This window comes from Burkholderia sp. HMSC10F09 (assembly GCF_001806955.1).
Classification (GTDB): domain Bacteria; phylum Pseudomonadota; class Gammaproteobacteria; order Burkholderiales; family Burkholderiaceae; genus Burkholderia; species Burkholderia multivorans.
Genome location: NZ_KV786922.1, coordinates 1 through 11,582 on the forward strand (window position 1 = coordinate 1; position 11,582 = coordinate 11,582).

Consider the following 11,582-nt stretch of genomic DNA (forward strand, 5'->3'; position numbering starts at 1 on the left):
CGGGCCCGAGCCCGAGCACGGTCAGGCGGCCGCGTGCGCGGCCGAGCGTCGCCGCATCGACAGGCTGCGTCGCGACCGTGCACGCGAGGCCGTCCGCGTTGCCGCACAAGGCGTGCGGCACGCGAAGTGCGCGCGCGAGCAGGGCCGCGGCGTCGATGCCGGCGTCGACACCGTCGTCCGCATCGACGAAACGCAGTGGTACGTCGAGCGCTTCGGCGGCGGCATCGAGCGCCGGATCGCCGATGACCGACGCAGGCGCGACGATCGCCGCGAGCGCACGCCGCGCGAGCCCGCATGCGTCGAGCAGCGCGTCGATCCGCACGGCGAGCGGTTCGGCCGCGCGGCTCGCGTGCACGCCGTGCCCTGTGTGCGCGCCGACGCCGACCACGACGCTGCGCGGATGAATCACCAGCTCGTCGCGTGCGGCGCGCACCGCGTCGGGCGTCACGCGGATCGCATGGGCGGCCGCCGCGTCGCGCGGCAGCGCGACGTCGTCGAGCCACGGTGCCGTGCCCTCGATGCGCGTCGACGCACCGGCGAGCAAATCCGACACGAAGCGCTTGCCCTGCGCGAGATCGGCGAGCACATAGCCGTCGGGCGGATTCAGCACGCACGCGCCGAAGCGCAGTTCACCGCTCGTCGTGATCGCCGGCGCGATCCCGAGTTGCGCGGCGATCTCGCGCGCGATCGCGTTGACGCCCGTCAGCCCGCCGAGCAGCGGCACGACGGCCGAGCCGTCCTCGGCCACCGCGAGCACGGGCGGCTCGACGCCTTTGTCCGCGAGCGCGGGCGCGATGCAGCGGATCACGATGCCGGCCGCGCACAGCGCGACGATCGGCAGCCCGCGTGCATACAGTTCGCGCAGATGCGCGCCGAGTTCGTCGAAGCGCACGTCCGCGTCGACGCGTGACGCGAGCCCGTGCACCTGCGCGTCCGGATAGCGCGCCTGGATGCGTCGTGCGGTGTCGAGCGCACCGGCGCCGAGCACCACGATCGCCGGCGGCGTGGTCATCCTTGCCATTTTTCCCCCGGCACGACGAGCAGCGAGAAATACGGCGACGCCATCGGATCGACTTCGTCGAGCGGCACGATGCGCTGGCTCGCCATCGTCGCGCGCTCCACATAGCGCGCGCGCTGCGCGAGCCCGAGCTCGTCGAGCACGCGGCGCACCTTGGCGAAATTGCGGCCGAGCTTCATCACGACGGCCGCGTCCGCCTGAGCGAGTCGCGTGCGCAGCTCGTGCTCGGGCAGCACGCCGGATAGCACCGACAGGCTCTGGTTGCGATACACGAGCGGCTGACCGAGCACGGCCGTGCCGCCGAGCATCGCGCACACGCCCGGCACGACCTCGGTGTCGTAGCGCGGCGCGAGGCGATCGTGCAGATACATGTACGACCCGTAGAAGAACGGATCGCCCTCGCAGATCACCGCGACGTCGCGGCCCGCGTCGAGATGCGATGCGACGATGTGGGCAGCGGTGTCGTAGAAGTCGGCGATCACGGTTTCGTAGCAGAGCGGCGGCGGCAGCACCTCCGTCGTCACGGGATAGACGAGCGGCAGCTGCAGCTGCGTGTCGCGCAGGTGCGCTTCGACGATGCCGTACGCGTTGCCCTTCTTGCCTTTCGCGACGAAATACGCGACCACCGGCGCGGCCTGCAGCAGACGCAGCGCCTTCAGCGTCATCAGCTCGGGGTCGCCGGGGCCGACGCCGATCCCGAACAGGCGTCCGCGCGCGGCCGTCATTCGGCCTCCGACGCGAGTGCGTTCACTGCGGCGGCCGCCATCGCGCTGCCGCCGCGCCGGCCGAGCAGTGCGACGTACGGCACGCCGCGACTATCGTCGGCGAGCAGCGCCTTCGACTCGGCCGCGCCGATGAAACCGACCGGAAAGCCGAGAATCAGCGCGGGGCGCGGCGCGCCGGCGTCGATCATGTCGAGCAGATGAAACAGTGCGGTCGGCGCGTTGCCGATCGCGACGATGCTGCCGGCCAGGTGCGGGCGCCACAGTTCGAGCGCGGCCGCCGAGCGCGTGTTGCCGAGCTGGCGCGCGAGGTCGGGCACCTCCGGCGCGTTCAGCGTGCAGAGCACGCGATTGCCGGCGGGCAGCCGCGCGCGCGTGATCCCTTCGGCGACCATCCGCGCATCGCAGAGGATCGGCGCGCCGGCCGCGAGCGCCGCACGGCCGGCTGCGCCGGCGCCCTCGGAAAACCGCAGATCGTAGACGACGTCGACCATCCCGCACGCGTGGATCACGCGTACCGCGAGCTTCTCGAGGTCGGGCGGAATCCGTGACAAGTCGGCTTCGGCGCGAATCGTCGCGAACGACTGGCGGTAGATCTCTTGCCCGTCGCGTAGATAGTCAATCATCGGTGGTGTCCTGGCTGGAGTCGTGGCCGTGCCGCGTGCGCGCAATCAGCGCCGCGGCGCGGTCGATCGTCAGATGGTGGGCGAGCGCGATGCCCGGCGAGGCCGCCGCGACATCGCGCCGATACAGGTCGTAGCGCGCCGGCGCGACCGCGACGAGCGTATGCGCAGCCGTGCGCGGCAGTGCGCAATGCCGCTCGCAGCCGCTCAGATGCACGTCGACCGGCCGGCCGACATGCGCGGCGAGTGCGAGCGCGTCGCGTTTCGTGTCGGCGCGCGCTTTCGCGCAGCCCGTGCTGCCCGCGCACGCGACGAGCGTCGCGCGCGGATCGGACGGCGCGCAGACGAGACCGAGCGCCGCCAGCGCCTCGAGCACGGCCGGCGCCTGCGCGTGCGCGACGCCGTGCACGAACACGCCTTGCCACGGCGTCATCGTCAGCGTGCCGTCGCCGTATGCATCGGCCAGTGCCGCGAGCCGGTCCAGTTGCGCGGCGTCGAGCCGTCCGAGCGCGAACTGCGCGCCGACGCTGCAGCGCGACGCGTCGACCGACGCGCGCGCACCGAAGCGCCACGCGGGATCGGACGGCGCACGCCGCCAGCGGGCCAGCGCGGGATCGGCAGTCAGCGCGAAGGGCAGGTCGTGCTGCGCGCGCGTCAGCAGCGCAGGTTCGCCGCACGCGGCGAGCAGCGTACGCATCCGCGTGACGTCGGCCGGTGCAAGATCGAGAAACGCATGCAGCAGCGCGCGAACGAGTGCGACCGTATGCTCGGGCGCCACGTCGACTGCCGCGGGGGCGTCGTCGCGCGAAGTCGGCGGACAGCCGGCGAGGCCGGCCGCGATGCGCGTCGCGCCGTCGTCGCGGCGCCACGCGGCGAGCCAGATGTCGTGCGGATGATCGAGCGCGGCGACCGATTCGCCGCCATCGAACTGGATCGAGAATTTCGGCGACAGCTCGCCGCGGCGCGGGTCCGTCGCGAGCAGATCGAGCAGCGGCGCGGCGAACGCGCGGCTGTCGACGAGCGCCGCGCGATCGTGACCGGCGAGCGGGCTCAGCATCAGGTTGCGTGCATCGTCGCTCGCGGCCAGCGCGGCTGCCTCGTCGAGCCCGCGCGGCTCGGCCGCGTGCGGGCCGAGCCGCGCATCGAGCAAGGCGTGCACGAGCGCGTCGGCCGCGCCGTCGCGAATCCCGCGTAACTGAAGGTTCGCGCGATTGGTCGCGTCGATCGCGCCGGAACCGTACCTGCGCGCGGCGGCGGCGATCGCGCGTGCCTGGCTCGCGTCGAGCCGGCCGCCCGGCAGCTTGATCCGGCACAGTCCGCCGTCGGCGGCCGCCACGATGCGCACGAGCCCCGGACACGCCGACGGGCGCGCGACAGGCGACGCGGTAAACGGAACGGAGAAGGCGGGACTCAACGGGGCACCGGGACAGTGTCGCGCCGCGGCCAACGCATCGGTACACCCCGCCCGACGCCGGCTGGCACGCACGCACTTTCAGGCCGGCAGGTCTCCTGGCTGACAGGTCGGCGCCTGCTCCCGGCCTTCCCGGTGAAACCAGTGGCATGAGGGGGAGATCGGCTCGCTGTCTACAGTTGCGGGGGCAGCCACAGCGGCGCGATGCGCCCTGTGTTCCCTCTTCGGCCCCGAAGGGCACCGGCGAACGAACGCGCGTAGGATACCCGATTTCGCGGGCGGGCCGCGACCCGAAAACCGTGCGGCGGCACGTGGACGGCAGCGCCGCCGTGCCGAAGCCGTTCTTCCGTCGCCGGACGGCGAACGCCGTGCGCTCGTCGCGGATATTTCATCGGCTCAATCTTCATCGGCCGAATCGGCCGCGCGCCGAATCGCCGGCATGCGCGAAGCGCCGTCCGGCATGCCGATGAAACGCGGAGTCGAACACGGTACTATCCCGTTTTTGGCGATGCAGACCGGTACGCGGCGGCAACAGGACGAACGATGGGGAAGGGTGCATGACGGCATGGCTGACGGTGGTGGGCATCGGCGACGACGGCTTCGCGGGGCTCGGCCGCGCCGCACGCCGCGCGCTGCTCGACGCGACGCTCGTCGTCGGCGCGAAGCGGCATCTCGACATGCTGCCCTCGCGACTGCCGGCCGCACGCGAAGCGTGGCCGTCGCCGTTCGACCTGTCTGGCGTGCTCGCGCGGCGCGGCTCGCCGGTCTGCGTGCTCGCGAGCGGCGACCCGATGCTGTTCGGCGTCGGTGCGACGCTGGCGCGCCGGCTCAGCGCCGACGAATGGCGCGTGCTGCCGGCGCCGTCGTCGCTGTCGCTCGCGGCCGCGCGACTCGGCTGGCCGCTGCAGGACGTCGGCGCCGTGTCGCTGGTCGGCCGTCCGCTCGCGACGCTCGCGCGCCATCTGCTGCCGGGTCGACGCCTGTTCGTGCTGAGCGCGGACGGCCGCACACCGGCCGCCGTCGCGGCCGAGCTCGTCGCACGCGGCTTCGGCCCGACGCGCATCAGCGTGTTCGAACACCTCGGCGGGCCGCTCGAGCGGCGCATCGACGGTCTCGCGCAAGACTGGAACGTCGAAGAGACGGCCGCACTCAATCTCGTCGCGCTCGACTGCGAAGCCGGCCCCGACGCACCGCGCCGCGCACTGACGCCCGGGCTGCCCGACGACGCGTATCGCCACGACGGCCAGCTGACGAAGCGCGACATGCGCGCGCTGACGCTGGCGCGCCTCGCGCCGGCGCCCGGCGAACTGCTGTGGGATGTCGGTGCGGGCAGCGGCTCGATCGGCATCGAATGGATGCGCGCGCATCCGTCGTGTCAGGCGATCGCGATCGAGTCGCATGCGGAGCGGCAGCGCTTCATCGAACACAACCGGGACGCGCTCGGCGTGCCGGGCCTGCAGCTCGTCGCCGGCCGCGCGCCCGACGCGCTGGCCGGACTGGCCGCGCCCGACGCGATCTTCATCGGCGGCGGCGCGACGACGCCCGGCGTGCTGGACGCATGCTGGGCCGCGCTGAAGCCGGGCGGCCGGCTCGTCGCGAACGCGGTCACGCTGCAGGGCGACGTCGCGCTCGCCGGATGGCGCGACGCGCACGGCGGCACGCTCACGCGCGTGTCGATCGCGCATGCGGAACCGCTCGGCCGCTTCGACACCTGGCGGCAGGCGCTGCCCGTCACGCTGTACGACGTGCGCAAGCCCGACACGGCCGCCGCGCCGTGCGCCGCGGAGTGCCGCTGATGCGCGACGAGACGCCCGAACGGTCCGCGCCGCTGCGCTTCGGCTATACGACCGGCAGTTGCGCGACCGCGACGTCGCTCGCGGCGGCGCGCCTGCTGCTTGCGGGCCGCGCGGACGACGCGGTCGAAATCGTCTTGCCGAAAGGGCAGCGCGTGGTGATGTGCCTCGAATTCTGCCGCGCGACGGCCGACGGCGCGGAAGCCGGCACGATCAAGGACGCCGGCGACGATCCCGACGTCACGCACGGCGCGCTGATCTTCGCGCGCGTCGCGCTCGGCGGCGCACGCGGCGTGCGTTTTCATGCGGGGCCGGGCGTCGGCACGGTCACGCGCGCGGGCCTCGCGTTGCCGATCGGTGAACCGGCGATCAATCCGGTGCCGCGCCGGATGATGACGACGCATCTCGACGCGCTCGCGGCCGAACAGGGCTATACGGGCGGCTTCGACGTGACGATCGGCGTCGAAGGCGGCGAGGCGCTCGCGCTGAAGACGATGAATCCGCGTCTCGGCATCGTCGGCGGGTTGTCGATTCTCGGCACGACCGGCATCGTGCGGCCGTTCTCTTGTTCCGCGTACATCGCGTCGATCCATCAGGGTATCGACGTCGCGCGCGCCAACGGCGTCGCGCATATCGCCGCGTGCACCGGCAACGCGAGCGAGGACGCCATGCGCGCGCACTACGGGCTGCCCGACATCGCGCTGATCGAGATGGGCGATTTCGCCGGAGCGGTGCTCAAGCATCTGCGGCGCGCGCCCGTTGCACGGCTCTCGATGTGCGGGGGCTTCGGCAAGCTGAGCAAGCTCGCGGCCGGCCATCTCGATCTGCATAGCCGCCATTCGAGCATCGACTTGCCGCTGCTCGCGCAGTGGGCGCGCGATGCAGGCGCGAGCGACGCGTTGCAGGCCGCGATCCGCGCGGCCAATACGAGCGTCGAAGCGCTGGCGCTCGCGGGCGCGGACGGCGTGCCGCTCGGCGATGTCGTCTGCGCGCATGCGCTGCGCGTCGCGCGCGACATCGTGCCCGCGTCGGTCGCCGTCGAGATGTTCGCGATCGACCGGCAAGGCCGTTTCGTCGGGAGCGCACGATGAGCGCGCGCATCCTGCTGCTCGGCGGCACCGGCGACGCGCTGACGATCGCGCGCGCACTCGGCCCGCAGCACGTCTACAGCCTCGCGGGGCTCGGCAAGGTGCCGGACGATCTGCGCTGCGCGGTACGCGTCGGCGGCTTCGGCGGTGCGGCGGCGCTCGCCGTCTATCTGCGCGCCGAGCGGATCGGTCTCGTGATCGATGCGACGCATCCGTATGCCGCGCGGATCAGCGCGAACGCTGCTGCCGCCGCGCGCGACGCCGGCGTGCCGCTGTGGGCACTGCGCCGCGCACCGTGGACGCCGCAACCCGGCGACGACTGGCGCATGGTCGACGACTGGGCCGGCATCGAGGCCGCGATCGCGCCGTTCCGCCGGCCGCTGTTCACGCTCGGTCGCGAACCGCTCGCGCATCTCGACGCGATCCCGCCGCACCAGTTCTGGCTCGTGCGCTGCCTCGATCCGCATCCGGGCAACGCGCGCGCACAGGTGGTCGCCGCGCGCGGGCCGTTCACGCTCGACGGCGAACGCGCGCTGTTCGCGCTCGCGGGGATCGATGTCGTCGTCAGCAAGAACAGCGGCGGCAGCGCGACCGAAGCGAAGCTCGAGGTCGCGCGCGAGCGCAGGCTGCCGGTCGTGATGCTGCGCCGACCGACACTGCCCGATGCCGATCGCACGTTCGAGTCGGCCGCCGCGCTGCTCGCTGCACTCGATCCCGCCGCGCGCGCGTGAGACGCGGCGCATCGCCCCATCCACTGACGGAGTTTTTTCGATGACGGTGTATTTCATCGGCGCGGGTCCCGGCGACCCGGAGCTGATCACGGTGAAGGGCCAGCGCCTCGTACGCACGTGCCCGGTGATTCTGTATGCGGGCTCGCTCGTGCCGGCGGCCGTGCTCGACGGCCATCGCGCGGAGCAGGTCGTCAATACCGCCGAGCTCGATCTCGACGCGATTGTCGCGCTGCTCGCCGACGCACATGCGAAAGGGCAGGACGTCGCGCGCGTGCATTCGGGCGATCCGTCGCTCTACGGCGCGATCGGCGAGCAGATCCGCCGGCTGAAGGCGCTCGGGATTCCGTACGAGATCGTGCCGGGCGTGACGGCCACGGCCGCATGCGCCGCGACGCTCGGCGTCGAGCTGACGCTGCCGGGCGTCGCGCAGACGGTGATCCTCACGCGCTTCGCCGGCAAGACGACGATGCCCGAAGGCGAGACGCTCGGTTCGCTCGCCGCGCATCGCGCGACGCTCGCGATCCATCTCGGCGTGCGTCATCTCGCAAAAATCGTCGACGAAGTGCTGCCGCATTACGGGCCCGACTGCCCGGTCGCGGTCGTGTATCGCGCGAGCTGGCCCGATGAGGAACGCGTCGTCGGCACGCTGGCCGATATCGTCGCCAAGGTGCGGCACACGTCGATCGAACGCACCGCGCTGATCCTGGTCGGACGCGTGCTCGACGCGCAGGGGTTTGCGGATTCGACGTTGTATGCCAGTGCGGGGTAATCGGGCGCGGGCCGGCGCCTGATCGCAGCGCTTACGCCCGCACGACGCGCTGCGTCATGCCCGGCGCGAAGCCGGCCGCGAGCACGAGCAGCACGACGCACAGACAAGCCGTCGCGACCCACGCAGGCGTCAAATCCGCGAGATGCTGGCGCACGATGCCCGCCGCGAACGGAAACAGTCCCGCGATCAGATAGCCGACGCCCTGCACGAAGCCCGTCAGCGATGTCGCATCGGCCGGCGTCGCCGCATGGTCGACCGTGACGATGGCCGACGGGCGTGGCACGCTGGTCGCGCGCTCGTGCGCTCGTGCGCTGATCGACGAAGCGGTGGTCGCGCACGTCGACGACCAGCGCGCGATGCTGGCCGCGTTGTCGGCCGCAGAGCAGGCGCAGCTCGCGCGGCTGCTCGACAAGCTGCTGGCCGGGCTGGAGCGCACGGTCGACGGCAACGATGGCAACGATGGCGACTAGCGACGCGCGCGTCGCGCAAGCGTCGACACAAAGAGAGACGCCCGCTGCGCGATGCAGCGGGCGTCGATCGAAGCAGGCGGCCCGCACCGGGTGCGGGCGCGACTCAGTCGCGCGCCGGGATGTTCAGCCCACGCACGACGGCCGGCCGCGCGACGAACGCCTCGAGCGCGCGCGCGACGTGGCGGAACTCGCCGAAGCCGACCAGATCGCCCGCTTCGTAGAAGCCGACGAGGTTGCGCACCCACGGGAAGATCGCGATGTCGGCGATCGTATAGGTATCGCCCATCATCCACTGCCGGTTCGACAGATGCGCATCGAGCACGCCGAGCAGGCGCTTCGACTCGGCGACGTAGCGGTCGCGCGGACGCTTGTCCTCGTACTCGCGACCCGCGAACTTGTGGAAGAAGCCGAGCTGGCCGAACATCGGCCCGATCCCGCCCATCTGGAACATCACCCACTGGATCGTCTCGTAGCGGCCGGCCGGATCCTTCGGAATCAGCTGGCCGGTCTTGTCGGCGAGATAGATCAGGATCGCGCCCGATTCGAACAGCGGCAGCGGCTTGCCCTCCGGACCGTTCGGGTCGAGGATCGCGGGAATCTTGTTGTTCGGGTTCAGCGACAGGAACGCCGGCGAGAACTGGTCGTTGGTGTCGAAGCGCACGAGATGCGGCTCGTACGGCAGTCCCGTTTCCTCGAGCATGATCGACACCTTGACGCCGTTCGGCGTCGGCAGCGAGTAGAGCTGGAGACGGTCGGGATGCTGGGCCGGCCACTTCTGCGTGATCGGAAAGGCGGACAGATCGGACATGGGGATACGTTCGTCGAGTTGAAGAATCCGCGCCCGGGCGCCGCCGCAACGTGCGCCGCGAGGGCGGTGCGATCGTGGCGGCAGCGCGAGCGGGCGCGCCGAAAAGGCCCACTGTAGCCGATTCGGGAAACGGGTGCAGGACACCGCGCGGCGCATGCGCGGTCCGGCGCGGCACCGCGAACCGTCAGACGAACGCGGCGCGACGTTATATGACGTCTTAACACGCGGGACGCACCGAGCCGATTCCTCGGCCGGACGCCGTTTCATTCAAGCTTTTTGTTAGGGAAATTCCCGTCCCGGTTGTCACGGTTTTTTGTTGACCGACATCGTATAACGCCGTCATGATTTCGCGAAAGAAAGGTCCCATCCACTGACCGCAGAGAGGAGACATGAACACAACCAGGATCGTTCGCCGGATCGCCGTCGCGCTGGGTTTCACGTTGTCGGCTGCGGCGGCCGTCGCCGCGCCCGTGTCGCTGAATGTCGTCGACGTCGCGGGCAACCTGCAGCTCACGCAGAAGGCCATCGAGGCGTTCAAGGAAAAGAATCCGAATCTCGTCTCGAACGTCACGTTCACGAACGCGCCGGCGCCGCAGCTGCCGGGCAAGATCAAGGCGATGCAGGCGGCCGGGCGGGCGGACATCGACCTCGTGCTGACCGGCACCGACGCGCTCGCGGCCGGCATCGAGCAGAACCTCTGGCTCAAGCTGCTGCCCGACCATGCGGCCGCGCTTCCCGGCGTGCTCGACAAATACGCGCCGGGCCCGCGCAAGATGCAGGATCTCGCGCAGGGTTTCGGGCTCGAGGTCACCTACATGCCGGCCGGCCCGCTGCTCGAATACAACCCGGCGAAGGTCGGCGAGCCGCCGAAGACGCCCGAGCAGCTGCTCGCCTGGTGCAAGGCGCATCCGAACAAGCTGATCTACGCGCGGCCTGCGAACTCGGGGCCGGGCCGCACGTTCCTGATGGGGCTGCCGTACGTGCTCGGCGACAAGAATCCGCAGGACCCGATCAACGGCTGGGACAAGACCTGGGCCTTCCTCAAGCAGCTCAACGACTGCATTCCGTACTACCCGGGCGGCACGTCGGCCGTGATGAAGGAGCTCGGCGAAGGTACGCGCGACATGACGGTGACCGTCACCGGCTGGGACATCAACCCGCGCGCGCTCGGCATCGTGCCGGCCGACTTCCGGATCCAGGCGTTCGACAACATGACGTGGGTGAACGACGCGCACTATATGGTGATTCCGAAGGGCGTGCCGAAGGACAAGCTCGACGTGCTGTTCAAGCTGATGACCTTCCTGCTCGAACCGGCTCAGCAGGCGATGACGTACGACGACGGCTACTTCTATCCGGGCCCGGCCGTGAAGGGCGTCACGCTCGAGATGGCGCCCGCGCACAGCCAAGACGTGATCCGCAAGTTCGGCCGCCCCGAATACGCGAAGCTGCTGGCCGAGCGTCCGCACGTGCAGCCGCTCAGTGCGCAGGCGATGGTCGCCGCGTTCCAGAAGTGGGACCGCGAGATCGGCTCGCAGAAGTCGAAGTGACGGTCGAACCCGCGGGCGCCGGTGCGCCCGCGTCATCGGAGTGTGGGGCATGAAGCACAGTTTCGAACGGTTGCGGCTCGATGGCGTCTGTCGCAGCTTCACCAACGCGGAAGGCGCGCAGGTGGCCGCGCTGAACGGGCTCGACCTCGACATCCGGCGCGGCGAGTTCATTGCGCTGCTCGGCCCGTCGGGCTGCGGCAAGTCGACCGCGCTGAACTGCATTGCCGGGCTGCAGCCGCTCACGCGCGGCGGCATCTGGCTCGACGACACGCGCATCGACGTGCTGCCGCCCGAGCGTCGCGGGTTCGGGATGGTGTTCCAGAACTACGCGCTGTTTCCGCACATGACCGTGCTCGACAATGTCGGCTTCGGGCTGAAGATGCGCGGCGTGCCGAAGCACGAAGCGCGCAGTCGCGCGCAGCAGGCGCTCGAACTCGTGCAGCTCGTCGGCCACGAAGGCAAGCTGCCGGGCCAGCTGTCGGGCGGCCAGCAGCAGCGCGTCGCGATCGCGCGCGCGATCGTGATCGAGCCGCCGCTCGTGCTGATGGACGAGCCGCTGTCGAACCTCGATACGAAGCTGCGCATCGAGATGCGCGCGGAGA

The 11,582-nt window shown here is 70.9% G+C and carries 10 protein-coding genes, 3 pseudogenes and 1 riboswitch; of the genes and pseudogenes, 7 read left to right on the top strand and 6 right to left on the bottom strand.

Annotation, left to right across the window (positions count from 1 at the left end):
- From HMPREF3115_RS26805 to cobG, 4 genes and pseudogenes are all read right to left on the bottom strand, one after another.
- A pseudogene (locus HMPREF3115_RS26805) lies at positions 1-1,012 on the bottom strand (cobalt-precorrin 5A hydrolase); the annotation flags it as partial.
- Positions 1,009-1,743 carry a precorrin-2 C(20)-methyltransferase gene (locus HMPREF3115_RS26810; protein ID WP_006404813.1) on the bottom strand — a complete coding sequence of 245 codons (735 nt, stop codon included), beginning with the start codon at positions 1,741-1,743 and terminating at the stop codon, positions 1,009-1,011. The pseudogene HMPREF3115_RS26805 and the gene HMPREF3115_RS26810, both read right to left, overlap by 4 nt.
- Positions 1,740-2,366 (bottom strand): precorrin-8X methylmutase, encoded by a 627-nt coding sequence (locus HMPREF3115_RS26815; RefSeq protein WP_006400067.1) that lies wholly within the window; start codon positions 2,364-2,366, stop codon positions 1,740-1,742. The genes HMPREF3115_RS26810 and HMPREF3115_RS26815 overlap by 4 nt, the downstream gene beginning before the upstream one ends.
- Entirely contained in the window at positions 2,359-3,777 is a 1,419-nt protein-coding gene (gene cobG / locus HMPREF3115_RS26820) for a precorrin-3B synthase (protein ID WP_276513057.1), read from the bottom strand. The genes HMPREF3115_RS26815 and cobG overlap by 8 nt, the downstream gene beginning before the upstream one ends.
- A 67-nt stretch (positions 3,778-3,844) precedes the next feature.
- A riboswitch (cobalamin riboswitch) is annotated at positions 3,845-4,034 on the bottom strand.
- Positions 4,035-4,331: 297 nt separating this feature from the next.
- Here cobG and HMPREF3115_RS26825 point away from each other — a divergent pair.
- The 4 genes from HMPREF3115_RS26825 to cobM are packed head-to-tail and all read left to right on the top strand — an operon-like array spanning position 4,332 to position 8,155.
- Positions 4,332-5,570, top strand: coding sequence for a bifunctional cobalt-precorrin-7 (C(5))-methyltransferase/cobalt-precorrin-6B (C(15))-methyltransferase (locus tag HMPREF3115_RS26825; RefSeq protein ID WP_053297241.1), 1,239 nt, complete (start codon positions 4,332-4,334; stop codon positions 5,568-5,570).
- Positions 5,570-6,658, top strand: coding sequence for a cobalt-precorrin-5B (C(1))-methyltransferase (locus HMPREF3115_RS26830; protein ID WP_070556881.1), 1,089 nt, complete (start codon positions 5,570-5,572; stop codon positions 6,656-6,658). Before HMPREF3115_RS26825 ends, HMPREF3115_RS26830 begins: the two co-directional genes overlap by 1 nt.
- Positions 6,655-7,386, top strand: coding sequence for a cobalt-precorrin-6A reductase (locus HMPREF3115_RS26835; RefSeq protein WP_070556833.1), 732 nt, complete (start codon positions 6,655-6,657; stop codon positions 7,384-7,386). Before HMPREF3115_RS26830 ends, HMPREF3115_RS26835 begins: the two co-directional genes overlap by 4 nt.
- A gap of 40 nt (positions 7,387-7,426) precedes the next feature.
- Entirely contained in the window at positions 7,427-8,155 is a 729-nt protein-coding gene (gene cobM / locus HMPREF3115_RS26840; RefSeq protein WP_006404807.1) for a precorrin-4 C(11)-methyltransferase, read from the top strand.
- Positions 8,156-8,186: 31 nt separating this feature from the next.
- On the opposite strand, the pseudogene HMPREF3115_RS26845 reads toward cobM, so the two are convergent.
- A pseudogene (locus HMPREF3115_RS26845) lies at positions 8,187-8,426 on the bottom strand (MFS transporter); the annotation flags it as partial.
- Here HMPREF3115_RS26845 and HMPREF3115_RS26850 point away from each other — a divergent pair.
- A pseudogene (locus HMPREF3115_RS26850) lies at positions 8,422-8,625 on the top strand (MarR family transcriptional regulator); the annotation flags it as partial. The pseudogenes HMPREF3115_RS26845 and HMPREF3115_RS26850 overlap by 5 nt on opposite strands.
- 103 nt (positions 8,626-8,728) lie before the next feature.
- On the opposite strand, the gene HMPREF3115_RS26855 reads toward HMPREF3115_RS26850, so the two are convergent.
- On the bottom strand, positions 8,729-9,433 hold the full coding sequence (locus tag HMPREF3115_RS26855) for a glutathione S-transferase N-terminal domain-containing protein (protein WP_006404804.1): 705 nt from the start codon (positions 9,431-9,433) through the stop codon (positions 8,729-8,731).
- Between the two features lie 389 nt (positions 9,434-9,822).
- Here HMPREF3115_RS26855 and HMPREF3115_RS26860 point away from each other — a divergent pair, with 389 nt between their 5' ends.
- Positions 9,823-10,980 (top strand): ABC transporter substrate-binding protein, encoded by a 1,158-nt coding sequence (locus HMPREF3115_RS26860; protein ID WP_059940970.1) that lies wholly within the window; start codon positions 9,823-9,825, stop codon positions 10,978-10,980.
- A 49-nt stretch (positions 10,981-11,029) separates the two neighbouring features.
- On the top strand, positions 11,030-11,582 hold a 553-nt coding region (locus HMPREF3115_RS32915), incomplete at its 3' end, for an ABC transporter ATP-binding protein (RefSeq protein WP_256276443.1).

Coding starts and splice junctions, on each gene's coding strand:
- HMPREF3115_RS26810 (WP_006404813.1), bottom strand. CDS start 1,743: ATGACGGCCGCGCGCGGACGCCTGTTCGGGATCGGCGTCGGCCCCGGC.
- HMPREF3115_RS26815 (WP_006400067.1), bottom strand. CDS start 2,366: ATGATTGACTATCTACGCGACGGGCAAGAGATCTACCGCCAGTCGTTC.
- HMPREF3115_RS26825 (WP_053297241.1), top strand. CDS start 4,332: ATGACGGCATGGCTGACGGTGGTGGGCATCGGCGACGACGGCTTCGCG.
- HMPREF3115_RS26830 (WP_070556881.1), top strand. CDS start 5,570: ATGCGCGACGAGACGCCCGAACGGTCCGCGCCGCTGCGCTTCGGCTAT.
- HMPREF3115_RS26835 (WP_070556833.1), top strand. CDS start 6,655: ATGAGCGCGCGCATCCTGCTGCTCGGCGGCACCGGCGACGCGCTGACG.
- cobM (WP_006404807.1), top strand. CDS start 7,427: ATGACGGTGTATTTCATCGGCGCGGGTCCCGGCGACCCGGAGCTGATC.
- HMPREF3115_RS26855 (WP_006404804.1), bottom strand. CDS start 9,433: ATGTCCGATCTGTCCGCCTTTCCGATCACGCAGAAGTGGCCGGCCCAG.
- HMPREF3115_RS26860 (WP_059940970.1), top strand. CDS start 9,823: ATGAACACAACCAGGATCGTTCGCCGGATCGCCGTCGCGCTGGGTTTC.